An 18,129-nucleotide genomic window follows, 5' to 3' on the forward strand; every position below is an offset into this window, starting at 1 on the left:
TCAAAAGAAAAAGGGATTCCGCGGCCCGCTTAGCGGGTTGTAATCACGGTTGTCCCTGTCCCCATCAAGGTGATGGGTAGTGCGCGGGTGGAAGCATGGAAGGCACGAAGCAAGGCCATGAGCGCGGGGTTGAGGACTGCAAAGTAGGAATTTTTTGAAACGATAAACGTTTGAACTATAAATAATTCGATTTTCTGTGGAGAAGCAGCCAGCAAGCCCGCGGCCGGTTCAGAGCCTAACAGGAGCTAGTAGCAGACGCCCAACAGCCTACTGAAAAGCTCCTGCCAAAACCAGCCGGTTCCGGCAAGTTGCTAGCGGTTCTCTTACAAGTGGTTCCGCCGTATTTATGGACGGATTCGTTTCCGTACCTTTGCACTCCCAATACATTTTCTGAAGGCAAGATGCTAGACAAACTGGAGGCCATCCAACGGCGCTTTGAGGACGTGAGCGAACAGCTCACCCAGCCCGAAGCTATGAGCGACATGAAACGCTTCAAGGCCCTCAACAAGGAATACAAGGACCTCGGCAAAATCGTGACCGAGTACAAGGCGTATCAGAACGTGCTGGCCAACATCGACAGCACCAAGGAGGTGATTGCCACTGAAAAAGACGAGGACTTCCGGCAGATGGCGAAGGATGAGCTGGAAACGCTCTATCCGGAGCAGGAGCGTCTGGAAACTGTTATCAAAGAGCTGCTGATCCCGAAAGACCCGAACGATTCCAAGGACGTAATCATGGAAATCCGGGCCGGAGCGGGCGGCGACGAAGCGGCCATCTTTGCCGGTGACCTGCAGCGTATGTACATGCGCTACGCCGAAAAGAACAACCTGCGCATGGACCTCATTGATGCCACTGAAGGTACTTCGGGCGGCTACAAGGAAATTATTCTGGCCGTGAAGGGCGAGGACGTGTACGGCAAGCTCAAGTTTGAGTCGGGCGTACACCGCGTGCAGCGCGTGCCGGCCACGGAAACTCAAGGCCGCATCCATACTTCGGTAGCTTCCATTGTGGTAATGCCGGAGGCTGAGGAACTGGATGTGCAGATTGATATGAACGACGTTCGGAAGGACCTGTTTATGTCGTCGGGTCCTGGTGGTCAGTCGGTAAATACCACGTACTCCGCCGTGCGCCTCACCCACTTACCCACGGGCCTAGTGGCACAGTGCCAGGACCAGAAGTCGCAGCTCAAAAACTTCGACAAAGCCTTGCAGGTACTTCGCTCGCGCCTCTATGAGATTGAGCTGGCCAAGAAAAACGAAGCGGAAGGTGCTACGCGCAAAAGCATGATTGGCGGCGGCGACCGTTCGGACAAAATCCGGACCTACAACTACCCCCAAGGCCGGGTAACCGACCACCGCATTGGCTACACGGTGCACAACCTAGCCAGCGTAATGGAAGGCAACATCGATGACTTTGTAGAGCAGCTGCGCCTAGCAGAAAGCGCTGAGCGCCTGAAGGAAGGCGTGGGATAATACGCCTCTTGTTTGACCGTTTGTCATCCTAAATATACCCGATAACCGGCTGAGGTTTAAACGAAACTACACGGTAGTAACGCCTAACTTCAGCTGGTTCTGTGGTATGTTTAGGATGACTTTTTTTACTCCCAAGCCTTGCTATGCGCTTTCTCCTTTCGTTGCTTGTGTTTCTGTCGGCAGTTACGGTGCTGCTTCCGGGCTGCGAGCCAAAGGAAGACATCGTCACGAATGACAGCAGCGCTAGGCTCGAATTTTCGCTCGACACGGTCAAGTTCGATACGGTGTTCGTGACGGTGGGCACCGTGAGCAAGCGTCTGTGGGTGTACAACCGCAACGCTCGCGCCGTGCGAGTGTCAGAAATTAGCATTCAAAATCGGCCCGGCGTTGCCTACAGCCTGCTCATCAACGGCGATGCCGGCCTCAGCGCCCGCGACGTGGAAATCAGAGGTAAAGACAGCCTACTGGTGCTGGTGCGTGCCACCATCAATCCCACGCCCACCGATGTGAAGCCCTTTTTGGTCATCGACGACCTGCGCTTCCGCACCAATGGCAACGACCAGGACGTGAAGGTGCTCAGCTACGGGCAGAACGCGTATTTCCATGATAACGAGCAGATAAGCAGCAACACTACCTGGCTGGCCGATAAGCCCCACGTTATCTATAACTCCGTCCTAGTTGATTCGGCTGCTTCCCTGACCATTGAGGCCGGGGCCCGCATTTACTCGCATGCTGGCTCTTTTCTGGTGGTGCGCGGGCAACTGCTTTGTAACCCTACGTTCAGGCCAGCCGGTGAGCTTAAGCCCAACGACCCCAACTTTGTGCGCTTCCAGGGCGACCGGCTAGAAGCGCAGTACGAGGAAACACCGGGCCAGTGGGGCGGCATTGAGTTCGACCCCAGCAGCCACGACAACGTGGTGCGCTTCACGGAAATCAAAAACAGTGCGTTTGGGCTGCTGGTGTATAACCCACTTAACCGGCAACCGCGGCCTAGTGTACTGGTAGAAAATAGCTTGATTCGGAATATCTCTAGCGCCAACGGTGGCTTCTCGCTGGAAGGCGCTGGCATTCTAGGCATATCCGGCGACTTCACGGTGCGCAATACCCTAGTGGCGAACTGCGAGCAGTACGCTCTATTTGCTGTGCAGGGCGGCCAGTATCAGCTCGACTACTGCACCATTGCCAACTATACTACCCTCGCCAACCGCCAAACTCCTTCGGTGCTGCTGGCCGATGCCATCAAGATAAACGGCGTACTTCAGCCCGCTGCGGCGCCCCGCCTAACCATGCGCAACAGCATTGTATGGGGAAGCATGCGGGAAGGGGAGGAGCTGGAGTTCAGCAATGGAGAGCAATATGCCAGCAATATCAGCATCAGCAACAGCGTGCTCCGGACCCGCAAATACAACAACACGGGGCCGCTAGGCCAGCAGAAGAATGAGAACCTGCTGAACCCGGCGGAAGGCCCAGCTTACCTGTTCAAGAGCACTCCTTTCCGCTTTCGGGGCCGCACCCTCGATTTTCAGCTCGATACTCTTTCGCCGGCCAGCAACAAAGCCCGGCCGCTCCCCGGCCTGACCACAGACCTGCTCAACCGCCCTCGCGACACCTCGGCGCCGGATATGGGGGCATATGAGCGCAAGAACCCCTAGTAGGCTACATCAGCACGCCAGTTCATGAGCGGTTTATCCACTATTGATGCCTAGTAGCCTGCGCCTTTTTTCAATCACTGAGCTTTACTAGCATGCATTTCTTTCAGAAGCGGTTGCGGCTGCCGGCCGTGAGCCGGGGCTTTCATTTGATTACTGATTTGCTGCTCGCCGAGCTGCCCGAGCTGGAGCAGCTGAAGATGGGTACGGCTCATTTTTTCATTCAGCACACGTCGGCTAGCTTAAGCATCAATGAAAACGCCGACCCAACCGTGCGGCACGATTTCGAGCAGTTCTTTAACCGCACCGTGCCGGAAAATGCACCGTATTTCCGCCATACCCTGGAGGGCTCCGATGATATGCCAGCGCATATCAAAGCAAGTTTACTAGGCCACGCGGTGAGCATACCCATCAGCAACGGAACCCTGGCCCTCGGCACCTGGCAGGGCATTTATCTGGGCGAGCACCGCAACCACGGGGGCCGCCGCTGGGTACTGGCCACCTTGATGGGGCAATAGCTGCAGTCGGTGGGCAAAACACAGTAGTTGAGCGGAATAGTTGGGAGTGGCTGGGCCATACCCCCGAAATTTGCGTATAGGGCCAAAAGCTCCGTTGCCATGTCTGCTGCCCTGTTTTTATCTGCTACCAAAGCCGTTTCGGCCGTGTCGCTCACTGCGGCGCTGTTGTTGCAGGCTGGTGTAAGCAAGGCCGCCGACACTCCGACAGCCAAATCCAGGCAGACTACCCCACAAACCCCGCCTAACCGGCTGGCACCCGCTGCTCCAGTTGCCACACGCATTGTTCGGCTCACCAACGACTCCCTGGCGGGTCAGCCATTCGGCGCCGAGCCAACCGTGCAGGAGCTGTTGGCGCATGGTGGTAAGGTAGTGGCCCGCAAGCCGTTGCGAAATATGTACGAAGCCGGGCAGATCGATACTATTCTGCTGGTACGCCATCAGGGCAATGTATTCGAGTTTTACCGCGCTCCGGAAAAAGACTTGCTGCGCGACGCTACTATTGTCAACTTCCAGCCAGCTTATGGCCGCCGATTGCGCACCCGCCTTGAGCCAGCCTGCCGGCCCGCAAGCGCCAAAGCCAGCCGGGTACGCATCGGCGACACGGAGCGCACCAACTATGTTTCCGTCATCTACCAAAGCGGCCGCCTAAGCGCCGTACACGTAGAGCCGTACGTAGATTAAGCTTACACTTGGTTAGAAAGCATAAAGGCCTCGCTCTGATAAGTATCAGAGCGAGGCCTTGCGTTTACACGGCAGCTGGTTACTTTATTTGGCCCTGCACGGCGTAGTGCACTGAGTCAAACAGAATGAGTTTCTGCACACCTTCCACGCGGTAACTGCTCAACAATCCGTTCTGACAACGAATTTCCAGCGTTTTGGCAGAATATACCAGCGGGTTATCCTGGGCAATTGTGGCCGTAAGCTCCTGGACATCAGGGCCATTGCTTACCACCGTGAGCTGAGTAACCGGGTGCTCGGTGCCAGGCTGGCGCTGATACACGCGGCGCGTTAGGCCCTGTGCAGTGGTAGTAGAGTCCAGTTGGTACAGGCCCCGCAACGCCGGCTTGTTGATGTCGGCCTGTTGAAATATCTGCAGTTCTTTACTCCAGTCGGGCGGAGTAACCTGGGTTACCTCTTGTTGTCCATTGCGCAGCAACACCTGTTTTTCAACTGGCGGCTTCCGGCCATTGAGCAAGCTAGTCTGCTGCTCCAGAAAGCCCATTAAATCGAAATACGAGGGCCGACGGTTAGCTGGGTTAGTGCGCATAGTGGCGTCCTCGCCGGGGCTGCAAGCCGCCAACAAGGCTAGGGCAGCCACTACGCCGCCATACCGCTTACGCATTCGGGGTGGTTGCGGGCCGCAGCAAACTCACGCCGCCCATAACTGCCGGCTGTGGAAGACCCATCAACTGCAACACGGTTGGGGCAATATCACCCAGCTTGCCATCGGCCACGGTGCCTTGGTAGTCGTTGCTGGCAATGATGCAGGGTACCAGGTTGGTGGTGTGCGCCGTGTTGGGGGTGCCATCGGGGTTAATCATCATGTCGGCGTTGCCATGATCCGCAATAATGATGCAGGCGTAATCCGAGGCCAGGGCTGCTTCCACGACTGCTTTAGTGCATTCATCCACGGCTTCTGCTGCTTTTACGGCGGCTTCAAACACCCCGGTGTGGCCCACCATATCGGTGTTGGCAAAGTTCAGCACAATGAAGTCGGCAGACTTGGCCTGCAGTTCCGGTACTAGGGCATCGCGCAGCTCAAAGGCACTCATCTCAGGCTGCAGATCGTAGGTGGCTACTTTAGGAGATGCGCGCATGATGCGTTTTTCGCCCTCGAACTCCACTTCACGGCCCCCGGAAAAGAAGAACGTTACGTGCGGATACTTCTCGGTTTCGGCAATGCGGATCTGCGTTTTATGGTGCGCGGCCAGCACTTCGCCCAGCGTTTCCTCCAAGTTATCCTTCTCGAAGATGGGAGTAACGCCCACGAAAGTGGCGTCGTAGTTCGTCATCGTGAGGTAGTGCAGGTTCAGCCGGTGCATTTCAAAGGCGTGGAAATCCTGCTGCGTTAGGGCCTGCGTGATTTCGCGGCCTCGGTCGGTGCGGAAGTTAAAGCAGATCACCACGTCGCCTTCCTGAATAGTAGCCATGGGCAAACCATCGGCGCCCACTTTTACAATCGGCTTCAAAAACTCGTCGGTTACGCCCTCTTTATAAGAGTCCAGCATGCTCTGGATCAGGTTCTGAGAAGGTGCGCCTTTGCCGTTTACCAGCAAATCGTACGCGAGCTTCACGCGTTCCCAGCGGTTGTCGCGGTCCATGGCGTAGTAGCGCCCTACAATAGAGGCAATTTTGCCACTGGCGCCACGCTGCAAATGCTGCTCCAAGTCGTTCACGTAGCTCACGCCACCTTTGGGGTCGGTGTCGCGGCCATCGGTAAAGGCATGAATAAACACGTTATGTACGTCGGCATCGTGCGCTAGGGTGCACAAGGCCTTCAAGTGCTCGATGTGCGAGTGCACGCCGCCATCGGAGAGCAGGCCCATCAGGTGCACCGGTTTGTTGTTGAGGCGGGCGTACTCAAACGCTTTAGTGAGTGCCGGCATCAGGCCCAATTTCCGCTCCCGGATGGATTTGTTGATGCGCACAAGGTCTTGGTACACAACCCGGCCAGCCCCAATGTTCATGTGGCCCACCTCAGAATTGCCCATTTGCCCGTCTGGCAGCCCTACGGCCTCCCCAGAGGCTTGCAGGCGGCTGTGCGGAAAGCGCTGAAACAGCGAATCGACGAAAGGTGTACGAGCCTGATCAATAGCCGAAACCTCTTTATTCTGCGCCAGACCCCAGCCGTCCAGAATCACCAACAATACCTGTTTGTTCATGGAAGCAAAGATAGGCCAGATGGGCCAAAAAGCCCGCATTTTCCCTAACTTGGCCCCAAGGCAGCAGGGTAAAAGGGCGGAATAAATAAGTGGTGCCAAGTTGGCATAGTTTTAGCGAACCCCATGACGAACTCTTTACGCTAGCATGAAACGCAACTTCTTTTTGGCCTTCGCCCTGGTGTGGGGCCTATTGCTGTCGATGGGGGCCTTGGCCCAGGGCGAGGCGTTTGTCCCCGTTCGTAATGCCATCCGCAGTTCTTCCTCGCGTGATTTGGCTCAGCTTTTCGCCCCTTCCGTCGAGCTAAGCTTCGATGGTGACAAGCAAAGCTACAGCGCTACTCAGGCTGAGTTCGTGATGAAAGACTTCTTCGCGAAACACTCACCTGCCACTTTTGACTTCATTCACTATGGTGGCAGCAACGAAGGCACGCCCTACGCAGTAGGCAAATACGCCGGCAAAGACGGTGCATACCGCATGTTTGTCAAAATGAAATCGGCGGGCGGCAGCATGAAGATTGCCACCATCGACTTTACCAAAGAAAACTAACTGCTCCTTATTTTAGGACTAAAAAAGCGCGCCGCGGAACCCTTCCGCGGCGCTTTTTTGTGTCCTGAGTAGTCTGGCACGGGCTTTCCGAAGGAAGGGCTACGAAACGGCCCCTTTTTGCTATTTTTGCACCGTGCAAAACCCCCACTACCTCACTCCGGAAGCCTTAACCACCTTTATCCGTACGGCCCTGGCCGAAGATGTCGGCGACGGCGACCATTCGGCGCTATCGGCCATTCCGGCAGATGCCCGTAACCGCGCGCACTTGCTGGTAAAAGATGAAGGAGTATTGGCTGGCGTAGAGTTGGCGCGGCATATCTTCCGGGAGGTAGATACTGACCTGCACATGGAAGTTCGCCTACAGGATGGTGCCCGGGTGGCCTATGGCGATATTGCCTTTACCGTGGAGGGCCGCGCGCAAAGCATTCTGACGGCTGAGCGTTTGGTACTCAACTGTATGCAGCGCATGAGTGGTATTGCCACGCACACGGCCCACTTGGTAAGCCTGCTGGCCGGCACGAAGGCCCGTCTGCTTGATACCCGCAAAACGACCCCCAATTTCCGAATGTGTGAGAAGTGGGCGGTGCTGATTGGCGGCGGCCTAAATCACCGCTATGGTCTTTTTGATATGATTATCCTGAAGGATAACCATGTGGATTATGCCGGCGGCATTCGGCAGGCCATTGAAGCCTCGCGCGCGTATCTGGCCCGCACCGGCCGGCAATTGCCCATCGAGATAGAAACCCGCAATCTGGCTGAGGTTCAGCAAGCCGTAGAAACTGGCCGCATCGACCGCATCATGCTCGATAATATGGCGCCGGCGCAGTTGCGCGAGGCCGTGGCCCTAGTAGCCGGCCGTTTTCCGCTGGAAGCCAGCGGAGGAATTACGGAAGAGTCTATTGCAGAAATAGCGGCTACCGGCATCGATTACATTTCCGTAGGGGCCCTGACGCATTCTATCCAAAGCCTCGACATGAGTTTGAAAGCGTACTAGTTGAAGAGAAAGAATCCGACGGCGTGAGCAGAGCACTTCCGGCTCTGACAAGAGCTAGTCATCGTTTCTTTTACCCGGCTGCGCATTCACCACATACCGCACATTTACCTATTACCCACAGATGCAACTTCCTAACCAACGTGGCGGCTACCGGCAGCAAACGCAGCAAGGCTCCTCGCCGCTGGCCATCCGCACGAAAAAGCACCAGCTTGATACCAACACCTACACCAACCTGGCCATGGCCCGGGTGTGGCGCAAAGAGTGGTGGTATGCCCTCATTCCTTTTGCGGTTGGCCTACTGCCCGTCGTGATTTGGCATTCCTGGTGGTGGTTGGCGTCGGCGCTGGTACTCACGCTGCTGTTTGTGCTGTTCCGCTCAGCCCAAGTGACTGGGGTGGCCCAAATGGAGCAAACCAAGCCACTGTTTGAGAAGGTGGGCTATGAGTTTGATAACAAGCAGATTGTGCTGCGCCGCAACGAGAAAGAAGGCATGCGCCTGACCTGGGATATGATTGGTGATGTAAAGCGCGAAGCTGATGGCTATTTGCTGTCATTGCGGGCGCCGGAGTTGCCTCAGGAACTGAAAGGCTGGCGCCTCTGGATGGCCAAAACGTTTGATACGCCCATTTTTCTGCAGGTGCCCGACCGCATTTTTAACTCTGCCAACGACCAAAAGCTGTTTGACGCCATGCTGCGGCGCAAAAATCTGCTTCCCGGCGGTGGTACGGCCGCAGCCTAGCGCTCCGCGTTAACTTGCCGCCTCGTTTTTACGTCCTTACTCTTATTCAAGATTCTGTTTTTCCTCTTCTCATGAGCAAGCAACTTGTAGTTTCTGCCTTGGCCCTGGCTACGCTGGCCCTGAATGCGTGCAGCAGCGAACCTTCGGACTGGCGTCCGGAAGCCAAGGTATCGGTAGATATGGTAGAGCCCGGCAGCCGCTCTTCCGATAATTTTGACCAGCACACGCCTGCTGCCGCCGACCAGTCGAAAGGCGGTGCCATTGAGCGGCCCATCAGCTCCCACGCTGACCTAGAGGGTGTGGACCACCGTGAAGGCGTTAGCGCCGAGAAGGCCCGTACGGCCGATGCCGAAGATGCTGCCCAAACCAACAACCCCGACGCTACTAAGAGCGTCAAGAAAGCTCCTGTAGCTCCAAAGGCTGCCAGCGACCAGAAAGCTGAGGCTGCTGGCCCCGACAAGGAATAAGTAGCCGGGTTGGTTATGCAAACATTCTGGAAACCAGCGGCTGCAGTTGCGCTCCTCGTAATGGGTAGTGTGCTAGGTAGCTGCCAGTCGAAACCAGCTGAGCAACCGGCAACTACTACGGAAGCCGCTGCGCCTGCTGCTTCTGCTGCGTCTGCCGACAGCACCACTGCCCCAGTTGCTACGGCCGCCTACATCTGCCCCATGGGCTGTGAGGGCAGCGCCAGCAACACAACTGGCAAATGCCCGGTGTGTGGGATGGATTTGGAAGCCAATACCGCTGCCAAACCAGCCGCTTCGCTTTGATCTTAAAAAGTAGTCGGCCATATTTGCATCATTGTTGCAAATATGGCCGACTGTTTGCTGTCTTGTCGAGAAGGGGCGTGCAAGCGCCCCTTTTCCGTTTTATTTGCTGCTGCTATTATGCTTTCTGTGCCCACCGAATGGTTTAGTACCTGGTTTGATTCGCCCTACTATCACCAGTTGTACCGCGACCGGAACTACACTGAGGCCCGGGCTTTCCTGGCCAAGCTGCTGGCGCATCTGCACCCCAAGCCTACTACCCGGCTGCTGGATCTGGCCTGCGGAAAAGGCCGCCATGCACTCTATTTCAGCGAGCAAGGCTACGATGTAACCGGCGTTGATCTGTCGCCCCAAAGCATTGCACACGCCCAGCAATTTGCCCACGAACACCTGCGCTTTCATGTGCACGATATGCGTGAGCCACTGCCTTACGCCCCCTTCGATTTCATCTTCAATCTGTTTACCAGCTTTGGCTACTTTGAGCAGGAAACGGAAAATGTGGTAGCGCTCCGTAATGCGGCAGCTGCCCTGCGGCCTGGGGGCAAAATGGTTATCGACTTCCTGAATACCGCGCGCACTATTCAGCACTTGGTAGCCCACGAAACCAAAGTGGTGGATGGCACCGAGTTTCGGCTGCACCGCCACTTTCAGAACGATTTCATTGTCAAGGAAATCAGCTTTCTGGACGCGGCAGGGCAGGAGCAGCACTACGAAGAGCGAGTTCGGGCCCTGAGCCGGGAGCGGTTTGAAGAGTATTTCCACATGGCTGGGTTGCGGCTGGCGGAGGTGCTAGGAGACTACCACCTGGGCCCGTATGATGAAGCCACCAGCCCGCGTATGATTTTCGTGCTAAAGAAATAGACTGCGCAACCCAAGTACTCAGCGCAACGGCATCAAGCGCCAGCAACCCGCTGTGCGCAGCCTTGCTTGATTTGCTACCCCCTTTCCTATCCCCGACCCCTCCTAGTTTCTTGCCATGTGGTTTGCCGTTTTTGCGTTGTTTCTAACTGTGCTGGGGGCTGGCTGGCTCACCCGACTGGTACCAACGGCGCGTACCACCTGGATGAAGCCCCTGCTGGCTTTCAGCGGTGCTTACCTATTCACACTTACCGTTACGCACCTGTTGCCAGAGGCCCTGCAAATGCTGCCGGGGCACCGGGTGGGGTACTTTGTGCTGGCGGGCTTTTTTGGGCAAATGCTGCTGGAGGTGTTTTCGCAGGGCGTGGAGCACGGGCACGTACATCATCACACTGAGCACGCCGGTAGGGTGCCATTTCTGCTACTGTTCTCGCTGGTACTTCACTCGTTTTTGGAGGGTAGTATTCTGGTGAAAACGCCTGAAGCCGGCGACGTAAGCCGAAATTTCTATGCTATTCTGGCGGGGGTAGCGCTGCACCATATTCCGGCCGCATTTGCTCTTATGGCCGCCCTGCTGCTGCGCCTGGGCTCCTTTGCGCGGGCAATGCCTTACCTACTCTTGTTTGCGGTGGCTGGGCCGGCCGGCATGGTTGTCAGCAACTTTGTAGTGCTAGAAGAACTGCTGACGGGTGGGATTTATGCGGCTTTGCTGGGGCTGGTGGCCGGTAACTTTCTGCACGTGTCCACTACCATCCTGTTCGAGACTAGCCCCGACCATAGCCTGAACGTGCGCAAAACCCTCGCTACCCTGGCCGGGCTACTGCTGGCTTTGGTGGTGGATATGGTATAAGCTCTCAGGTGGCGGTTGGTGTTCACGCACTAGGTAGTAACAATCGGCCAACCTCGGCAGGCATACTTTCCAGTAAGCGCGCACCCTTGGAGAACACAAAAAAGGCCCGCTCAATTGAGCGGGCCTTTTTACTAGGTGGTCGAATCGGAATTACTTCCGGCGGGGCGCTGGCTTGCGGGCCGGGGCCTTTTTCGCGGGAGCCTTTTTGGCAGGAGCCGGAGCAACTTTAGCTGGAGCGGCCGGAATTTCTGGAGCTGGGCCGTACTTGGTTTCCGCGGGGTTCGGGTCGCCGGGCAGGTACACATCAAACTCTACGCGACGGTTGAGGGCGCGGCCAGACTCGGTCGTGTTCGGTGCAATCGGCTTGCTTTCACCGTAGCCATGCGACACGATACGGGCTTCCGGAATGCCTTTGCGCAGCATGTAGGCACGGGCCGAAGCAGCACGGTCATCGGAGAGGCGTAGGTTGTAGTCATCGTTGCCTACGTTATCAGCGTGAGCCGAAATGCCGAGATTATAATCCGGGTAGTCGTTCAGGATTTGTACTAGGCCATCCAAAGTCGGGAACGAAATCGGCTTCAAAGTAGCCTTGTTGAACTCAAACTGGATGTACTTGGTCGCTTCCTGAAGGCGCTTCTTCTCTTCCAGCTTCATTTCGGGGCAGCCTTTGTTCGAGGCGGGGCCGGGGCGGTTGGGGCAACGGTCCTGGTAATCCGGAACGCCGTCGCCATCGGTATCAATAGGGCAACCAGTAGCATCTACTTTCACGCCGCCGGGAGTGTCGGGGCACTTGTCGTCCTGGTCGATTACGCCGTCATTGTCGGAATCAGGGCAGCCCTGGAGCTCGGCCTTGCCAGGAGTATCGGGGCACTTGTCGTCGCCGTCGCGCACGCCGTCACCGTCACGGTCGGGGCAGCCTTCGAGAGCGGCTAGGCCTTTTTCGGTGGGGCACTTATCCTGATAGTCCGGAACGCCATCGGCGTCGCCATCAAGCGGGCAACCGTTTGCGTCTACGGCTACACCGGCCGGGGTGCCGGGGCATTTGTCTTTGCGGTCAGCTACGCCATCGTTGTCTTCGTCCTTGGCTTTGCCTAGGGCCACATTCAGGCCCACGGTGTGCTGCAGGAACCGGTCGTCAATCTTGTTGTCGTCGCGCGCTTGGTCGCCGTCAATGTTGGCGTTGAGCGGGAAGTGCTGGCCGGTCTGCACAAACAGGGTCACGGCATCACCCAAGCGGAAGTCAATACCGGCTGCTCCGAACAGGTCGAAGTGGTTTTTGTCTTCGTTCAGGACCGAGTTCTGGTTGTTGCGGTTGATGGTGCTCTCACGGCTCATGTACGTCAGGCCGGGAGCTGCCAGCAAGTAGGGGCGTACGGGCGAGTCTTCGCCCAGTAGCTTAAACTTCAGGCCCAGGTTCACATTCACCACGTTGGTCGCGAAGTTGGAGCCGAAGAGGGGCGCGCTGTTGGGGGCTGTCTTCTTGAACTCGACGTAGTTGCCGCTCAGCTGCAGGTCCAGGCCGCTGGTCAAGTAGCGGCTGATGGTGATGCCGGGGGCATACTTATTCTCGCTCCAATTCCAGTAGTCGGAGCCGAAGTTGCCTTTGTACTGCATGGCACTCACGTTGAGCCCGATGGCCGTCTTGCGGTCGGCGGTTTGTGCGTGAGAAGCTAAAGGCGCCAAGGCCCAGGCAGATAACCCAAGGGCTAGTGCCTTTGGAATGGGAATGCGTGGAAGCATATAGAGGTGGATAAGGTGGCAGAAAGGGAAAAATCTGCAAAGCAGATTGCGCCTTTATACACCCGCCAACCGGAAAAGTTGTGCTTTGCTGTCCAAACGCACCTAGGAATCCTGCAACGTTTCTGATTTACTGTTCAGTAGCGTAAGCTGAGCCGTATTGGTAGAGCGGGTTCGAACTACCCTAACTCGATGTCTAATACAGGACCTGAGCCGCGCAGAAACAACTCCAGCTGCCGAACGCGGGCTCGTTGTAATTGGAGCTCTTGTTGCAGTTGCTCCATCCGCTGGCGCATGGCCACCACCACCTCCAGGCTGTCTTTGCTCAGGCCTAGCTCGTGGTGCAGCCGGGCTAGGCGCGCCACGTGGTCGGGCTCCTCCGCTATAGCCTCGGGCACGTGTGGGGCCGGGTGTAGCAGCCCCAGGTCCAGAAACTCGCGTACATCTGCTTCCGTGAGGCCGTAGCGCACGGCGCAATCCTGAAAAGTAATCGTGATGATATGGGTTTCCATCTCCGTAACAGCTAGTAAATGAGTGCCGAAGCCAGCGGGTACTAGGTCAGTGGTTGGCCTCAACCCTGCGGGCGTAGGCTGGCCAGTTGTCGAAACAAGGTTTTTTCCTGCTCCGTGAGCTGTTGCGGCAAGGTAAGCGTAAGGCGCAGGTACAGGTCGCCGAACTGGCCCGCCTGCCGATACACCGGAAAGCCCTTGCCCCGTAGCCGCAGCCGGGTGTTGTTTTGGGTTTCCGGCTTGATGGTGATTTTAACCGGGCCGGAAAGCGTTTCTACTACCTGCTCGCCCCCGAGCAAGGCCGTGTACAGGCTCACGGGCACGTCCATGGTCAGGTCGTGGCCAGAACGGGTATAGCGGGCGTCGGGCAGGATGCGCAGCGTGATATAGAGCGAGCCGCTAGGGCCACCGTTACGGCCGGGGCCGCCCTGGTCGCGCAGCCGGATGGTCTGCCCATCTTCCACGCCCGGCTGGATGGTTATGCGCAGGTTTTTACCGTTTACGGTGAGCGTGCGGGGGCCGCCGTGGTAGGCTTCTTCCAGGGTCAGTTCTAGCTCCGCCTGAAAATCTTGGCCGGCGCGGGGCCGGGTGCTGCCGCCACCAGCGTGACCACCACCAAACATAGTGCTGAAGAAGTCAGAGAAATCAGCGCCACCAAACGGGTCTTCATGGCCCCCGCCAAACCCGCCTCCCTGGGCATACTGCGACCAATCGAAGCCCTGGCTGCCGCGGCTGTTGGGGCCGCCGGCTTGCTGGTAACGCTGCCAATCAGCGCCTAGCTGGTCGTACTTCTGGCGCTTCTCGTCGTCGCTGAGTACCTCGTTGGCCTCGTTTATTTCCTTGAAGCGGCGTTCCGCCTCGGCATCGTTCGGGTTTACGTCGGGGTGGAACTGCCGCGCCAGCTTCCGGTATTGCTTTCTGATTTGCTCCTTGGTAGCCTTCTTATCAAGCCCCAGGATTTTGTAATAGTCCTTGTAATCCACGAGAGTAACAGGAAAAAACAGGCGAAAAATGAAAGCGGGAAATGCGGTTGGTGTATATCTACTGCATATTTTTTGAAACGCAGCCATCCAAGCTTAGGTTGCTCCGCAGGTAGGGGTGAAATTTGGCGCGTAGTTTGTATTTTAGACCGCCGGCTCCCCCTTGCCTGTGTTTCCACCCACCCCATTTTACTTACTTATGAAAGTGCATTCTTCTCTGCTGGCTACCTTACTGCTACTGGGCGCTACTACCCTGTGCGCGCAGGCTCAAACTAAAGTAGCACCGCGCCGGGCGGTGCAGCCCAAGGCCAAAGTGGTGCCCGTGGGTATTACTATGAAAGACGGTTTCATGATGAAAGAAGGCAAGGTAATGATGACGCGCGACGCGCATACCGAAACCCTCACCTCAGAAACCGCCTTGCTGAACGGTACCAAAATCAACGCCGACGGCACCGTAACGATGACCGATGGCACCACGGCCATGCTGAAAGAAGGCGACTACATGTCCTTGACCGGCCGCCTGACTACCAAAGCCATGAAAGCAGAGCAGGACAGCCTGCTGCAAGTAGCCCGCGACGGTGGCAAGAGCAAGGCCAAGATGAAGAAAAAGGTTAAATAAGCAGGTTACAAGCACTATTCGACCTAGGAAGCGGTCTGGCAGAAGCCGGACCGCTTTTTTTGTTAGCCCCGAACGGGCTGCGTATAATCCTGAAAGATGAGGGCTACTTCTGCCTCATCGGCGGCTTCTACCACCTCATCCATCACAAACTGTATTTCCGCTTCTGACCAGCCTTGCACTTCGGCGGCCTTTACAAAGGCCCCGAGCTGGATAAATCGATCGGCTTCGGCGGGAATGGTCCACTGTACTTTTTTACGAATGCGCATCGCGTGAGCTAAGCTTAGGGTGATTAGGATACACTATGGCTGCTACGGCAGGTTGGGGCAAAGCGGAGGGCTAGCGTGCCTTGCGCACTACCTTTAGTTCAACGGGAGCCACGCCCGCATCAATAATGTCGATTTTGCGGGCCGCTTTTTTGGAAAGGTCAATGATGCGGCCTTTGGCATGCGGCCCCCGATCCGTGACGGTTACTTTTACGGATCGGTGGTTGCGCGGATTGGTTACTCGCACCACCGTGCCGAAGGGCAGCGTATTGTGAGCCGCCGTGCGCTGGCCGCCCCTATACACCGTGCCGCTAGCCGTTTTGCGCCCCTCAAACTTATCAGCATAGAAAGAGGCCTTGCCAGATTGCGTGAAGGCGCCGGAGCTGCCGGCGCAGCTGGCCAGCAGTCCGGCTGCCGGAAAGGCCAGCAGCCAGCGCCACGAAAGGAAAGCGGAGAATTGCATGGGCAGAAACGTTAGTGGGCCAGTGTGCCTGGGGGCCGGGTGCGCGAAGGAATGCGCAGGGCTAGCAGGCGTTCAAAATTTCCTTGAAATACATTGAAGTCCACGGTGCCCCGAATGCCGGGAATGTAGGCCTCATCGGAATGCTGCCAGATGATCCATTTCTCGCGCGGCAATACGGGTTGTGCTACCTCATAGTGCGCCAGCCACAGCGGGTACGCATCAAAATGCCCGGCCAGGTAGCGCTTGTAAAAGCTGTAGTTGGAGTAGAGTATGGGCCGCACGCCGTAGTGGCGCTCTACTAGCCGCAGCCAAATAGCCACGCCGCGCCGCATCTGGGCCACATCATGAAACTCAGCGTGTTCTACATCGAGCACGGGCGGTAAGTCGCCGGGGGCTAGGGGCACCGTGCGGGTAAACAGGTTGGCTTGCTGGGCGCCGTCGTAGTTGGGCTGGAAGTAATGGTAGGCACCGCGGTAAATACCAGCGGCCCGTGCGCCTTTCCAGTTGCGCTGAAACCGTACGTCGCGCAGGGTTACGCCTTCACTGGCTTTAATAAAGGCAAACCGCACGTTGTGCTCGGCTACTTCCGGCCAGTTTATCTGCCCCTGATACGCCGATACATCAATGCCATGCACCGAATAGCCCGTGAGCAGGGGCGTTTTCTCGCGGCCCGTCAGGTACCGGCTGCTGAGCGTGGCGTAGGTGCGGCGAACATACCGGTTAATCTGCCGCTGATATTTCCCATAAAAAACGAGGGCCCCTACCAGCAGCACTAGCAACGCCAGCGGCAGCAACCGGCGCCGGGCCGAGGAAACGCCAGTACGGGAACGACGAGAAGCACTCATGAAGCAAAGGCAGGTGGTCAAAGGTAACGACGCAACGGGCTTGTCTGGTACCTTACTAGGGTGAAGCCAGCCGGAAGCCGCCTGCTTTTTCGCACTTTTGCAGCAACAAGTTGCCCTACTACCATGCCCGACCTGCCCAACCTTCCTGATGCCCGCGACGAATCCGGCCACCTCATCCGCGAGCTACACGGCGTTACCCTGTCTCAGATTCTGGAGTACTTGGTGGCGGCGTACGGCTGGCCCGAGCTCGACAGTCGCATCCGCATCAACTGTTTCGCCGTGAACCCGAGCATCAAGTCCAGCCTCACGTTTCTGCGCCGCACACCCTGGGCCCGAGCCAAAGTAGAGGAACTGTACATCCGAACCCGTACGGCTGAAATACTAAGCAAGCGGTAAGCCCAAACCTCCTGGTCTGGGTTCTTGAATTCTTGTTTTACCTGTTTTACTAGGTGCTGTTATGGCTGAAACCACCCAAAAATCGGGGCTGCGGCCGTTGCTGGTGGGCGCCGCGTTGTTCGTGTTGTTTGAGGTGGTAGTGTACTACGTGCTGCGGTTTGCCACGTCCGGACTGGGCATGAGCAACCAAATGCAGCCCGAAAATACCATTGTCAGCAATTGGGTGAAAACGGTGGTGTTTCTGCTGCTGTACTTGGCCTTGGTAGTAGTGGCCGTGCTGGTATTGAGCAACCGGTTGCCGCGCCGCTACCGCGGGCACCTCATGGGCTGGTTTTACCTCTCCCTGCTCACTGGCTTTCTATTGTTGTGGCCTCTGTTCGAATAGCAGAAGGAATAAGGTTTAGATACTGGTAGTAGCTAGTAGCTAAGCGGGCATGAAAAAGCCACTACCGAGCCGGCAGTGGCAAGTGAAACCATACGGTGGCCGGTCGGTCCCGGCGTTATGAGCAGCTAGTGGATTAGCGCTGCTTGATGGTGATTTCGCGCGCAGCGGCCGTGGTGTCGCGGTACGGAATGCGTACCAGCAGTTCCTGACCTTCAAACACGGCATCGATGCGGCTCTGGTCGAGGTTATCGGGCAGGGCCAGAACGCGCGTGAACAATGGCGCTGCCAGCTTGTCTTCGGGCGAGTTACGATACTCGGCAAACACCGTCAGCACATTGTTATTGAGCACAACGTGAAAGTTCTCAGGGCTCACCGACGGGGCAGCCACACGGACTACCACGCCCTTCTCCCGCTTGTCGACCCGAATCACGGCTTGCGCAATACCACCACCTAGCGTGTTAAGCAGGTCGAGTTGCGGAGCAATGTTGCGGATAAAGTCTTTGCTGATCAGATTCATGGTTAGGTTCCTTTCTGGATGATGTACCAGGGGTATTTCAAATCCTGTACCAACATACCCCAATGGCCACTTAATACTAATACAAGACATAATGTCCGTTTTAAGGTGCATTAAGCCGGTTTTTGCCAGTCATTGTGTC

At 56.7% G+C, this 18,129-nt stretch carries 23 protein-coding genes; 14 read left to right on the plus strand and 9 right to left on the minus strand.

Going from position 1 to position 18,129, the window contains the following annotated elements:
* Positions 1-401: 401 nt before the first annotated feature.
* From prfA to ACYVGU_RS11525, 4 genes are all read left to right on the plus strand, one after another.
* Complete coding sequence (gene prfA, locus ACYVGU_RS11510; RefSeq protein ID WP_460614788.1) at positions 402-1,472, plus strand: peptide chain release factor 1; 1,071 nt, start codon at positions 402-404, stop codon at positions 1,470-1,472.
* A gap of 143 nt (positions 1,473-1,615) precedes the next feature.
* The gene (locus tag ACYVGU_RS11515) at positions 1,616-3,124 is read left to right on the plus strand and encodes a hypothetical protein (protein ID WP_460622204.1); all 1,509 of its coding nucleotides are present in this window, start codon (positions 1,616-1,618) and stop codon (positions 3,122-3,124) included.
* Positions 3,125-3,216: 92 nt separating this feature from the next.
* The gene (locus ACYVGU_RS11520) at positions 3,217-3,639 is read left to right on the plus strand and encodes a YjbQ family protein (protein WP_460622205.1); all 423 of its coding nucleotides are present in this window, start codon (positions 3,217-3,219) and stop codon (positions 3,637-3,639) included.
* Between the two features lie 99 nt (positions 3,640-3,738).
* Positions 3,739-4,320, plus strand: a complete 582-nt coding sequence (locus ACYVGU_RS11525; RefSeq protein WP_460622206.1) for a hypothetical protein — start codon at positions 3,739-3,741, stop codon at positions 4,318-4,320.
* A gap of 79 nt (positions 4,321-4,399) precedes the next feature.
* On the opposite strand, the gene ACYVGU_RS11530 is transcribed toward ACYVGU_RS11525, so the two are convergent.
* Positions 4,400-4,981, minus strand: coding sequence for a hypothetical protein (locus ACYVGU_RS11530; RefSeq protein ID WP_460622207.1), 582 nt, complete (start codon positions 4,979-4,981; stop codon positions 4,400-4,402).
* Positions 4,974-6,521: a 2,3-bisphosphoglycerate-independent phosphoglycerate mutase gene (gene gpmI, locus ACYVGU_RS11535; protein WP_460614793.1), complete on the minus strand. Its 1,548-nt coding sequence runs from the start codon at positions 6,519-6,521 to the stop codon at positions 4,974-4,976. Before gpmI ends, ACYVGU_RS11530 begins: the two co-directional genes overlap by 8 nt.
* 145 nt (positions 6,522-6,666) lie before the next feature.
* On the opposite strand from gpmI, the gene ACYVGU_RS11540 reads away from it, so the two are divergent.
* The 7 genes from ACYVGU_RS11540 (at position 6,667) to ACYVGU_RS11570 (ending at position 11,276) form a co-directional block, all read left to right on the plus strand.
* On the plus strand, positions 6,667-7,068 hold the full coding sequence (locus tag ACYVGU_RS11540; RefSeq protein WP_460622208.1) for a DUF4783 domain-containing protein: 402 nt from the start codon (positions 6,667-6,669) through the stop codon (positions 7,066-7,068).
* A gap of 133 nt (positions 7,069-7,201) precedes the next feature.
* Complete coding sequence (gene nadC / locus ACYVGU_RS11545) at positions 7,202-8,062, plus strand: nicotinate-nucleotide diphosphorylase (protein ID WP_460622209.1); 861 nt, start codon at positions 7,202-7,204, stop codon at positions 8,060-8,062.
* 121 nt (positions 8,063-8,183) lie between these two features.
* Positions 8,184-8,801, plus strand: coding sequence for a hypothetical protein (locus ACYVGU_RS11550; RefSeq protein WP_460614796.1), 618 nt, complete (start codon positions 8,184-8,186; stop codon positions 8,799-8,801).
* 71 nt (positions 8,802-8,872) lie between these two features.
* On the plus strand, positions 8,873-9,268 hold the full coding sequence (locus ACYVGU_RS11555; protein WP_460622210.1) for a hypothetical protein: 396 nt from the start codon (positions 8,873-8,875) through the stop codon (positions 9,266-9,268).
* 15 nt (positions 9,269-9,283) lie between these two features.
* Complete coding sequence (locus tag ACYVGU_RS11560; protein ID WP_460622211.1) at positions 9,284-9,571, plus strand: heavy metal-binding domain-containing protein; 288 nt, start codon at positions 9,284-9,286, stop codon at positions 9,569-9,571.
* A gap of 117 nt (positions 9,572-9,688) precedes the next feature.
* The gene (locus ACYVGU_RS11565) at positions 9,689-10,429 is read left to right on the plus strand and encodes an SAM-dependent methyltransferase (RefSeq protein WP_460622212.1); all 741 of its coding nucleotides are present in this window, start codon (positions 9,689-9,691) and stop codon (positions 10,427-10,429) included.
* A 115-nt stretch (positions 10,430-10,544) separates the two neighbouring features.
* Entirely contained in the window at positions 10,545-11,276 is a 732-nt protein-coding gene (locus ACYVGU_RS11570; RefSeq protein ID WP_460622213.1) for a ZIP family metal transporter, read from the plus strand.
* A 150-nt stretch (positions 11,277-11,426) separates the two neighbouring features.
* On the opposite strand, the gene ACYVGU_RS11575 is transcribed toward ACYVGU_RS11570, so the two are convergent.
* The 3 genes from ACYVGU_RS11575 to ACYVGU_RS11585 all read right to left on the minus strand — a co-directional run bounded on the left by ACYVGU_RS11575 (position 11,427) and on the right by ACYVGU_RS11585 (position 14,505).
* A complete protein-coding gene (locus tag ACYVGU_RS11575; protein ID WP_460622214.1) occupies positions 11,427-13,016 on the minus strand; it encodes an OmpA family protein in 1,590 nt (529 codons plus the stop codon).
* A gap of 176 nt (positions 13,017-13,192) precedes the next feature.
* Positions 13,193-13,588, minus strand: coding sequence for a chaperone modulator CbpM (locus tag ACYVGU_RS11580; RefSeq protein ID WP_460622215.1), 396 nt, complete (start codon positions 13,586-13,588; stop codon positions 13,193-13,195).
* Positions 13,585-14,505 (minus strand): J domain-containing protein, encoded by a 921-nt coding sequence (locus ACYVGU_RS11585; protein WP_460622216.1) that lies wholly within the window; start codon positions 14,503-14,505, stop codon positions 13,585-13,587. Before ACYVGU_RS11585 ends, ACYVGU_RS11580 begins: the two co-directional genes overlap by 4 nt.
* 196 nt (positions 14,506-14,701) lie before the next feature.
* Between ACYVGU_RS11585 and ACYVGU_RS11590 the strand changes: the two genes are divergently transcribed.
* On the plus strand, positions 14,702-15,121 hold the full coding sequence (locus ACYVGU_RS11590) for a DUF6799 domain-containing protein (RefSeq protein ID WP_460622217.1): 420 nt from the start codon (positions 14,702-14,704) through the stop codon (positions 15,119-15,121).
* A 62-nt stretch (positions 15,122-15,183) separates the two neighbouring features.
* Here the strand turns inward: ACYVGU_RS11590 and ACYVGU_RS11595 are convergent, their stop codons facing one another.
* The 3 genes from ACYVGU_RS11595 to ACYVGU_RS11605 all read right to left on the minus strand — a co-directional run bounded on the left by ACYVGU_RS11595 (position 15,184) and on the right by ACYVGU_RS11605 (position 16,692).
* A complete protein-coding gene (locus ACYVGU_RS11595) occupies positions 15,184-15,387 on the minus strand; it encodes a hypothetical protein (RefSeq protein WP_460622218.1) in 204 nt (67 codons plus the stop codon).
* 70 nt (positions 15,388-15,457) lie between these two features.
* Positions 15,458-15,847 carry a septal ring lytic transglycosylase RlpA family protein gene (locus ACYVGU_RS11600; protein WP_460622219.1) on the minus strand — a complete coding sequence of 130 codons (390 nt, stop codon included), beginning with the start codon at positions 15,845-15,847 and terminating at the stop codon, positions 15,458-15,460.
* Between the two features lie 11 nt (positions 15,848-15,858).
* Entirely contained in the window at positions 15,859-16,692 is an 834-nt protein-coding gene (locus ACYVGU_RS11605) for a glycoside hydrolase family 25 protein (RefSeq protein ID WP_460622220.1), read from the minus strand.
* Between the two features lie 123 nt (positions 16,693-16,815).
* Here ACYVGU_RS11605 and ACYVGU_RS11610 point away from each other — a divergent pair, with 123 nt between their 5' ends.
* Entirely contained in the window at positions 16,816-17,088 is a 273-nt protein-coding gene (locus ACYVGU_RS11610; protein WP_460622221.1) for a VF530 family protein, read from the plus strand.
* 61 nt (positions 17,089-17,149) lie between these two features.
* Entirely contained in the window at positions 17,150-17,473 is a 324-nt protein-coding gene (locus tag ACYVGU_RS11615) for a hypothetical protein (protein ID WP_460622222.1), read from the plus strand.
* A 133-nt stretch (positions 17,474-17,606) separates the two neighbouring features.
* On the opposite strand, the gene ACYVGU_RS11620 is transcribed toward ACYVGU_RS11615, so the two are convergent.
* The gene (locus ACYVGU_RS11620; RefSeq protein ID WP_460622223.1) at positions 17,607-17,990 is read right to left on the minus strand and encodes an Hsp20/alpha crystallin family protein; all 384 of its coding nucleotides are present in this window, start codon (positions 17,988-17,990) and stop codon (positions 17,607-17,609) included.
* Positions 17,991-18,129: the final 139 nt, after the last annotated feature.

Source organism: Hymenobacter tenuis (assembly GCF_054780495.1).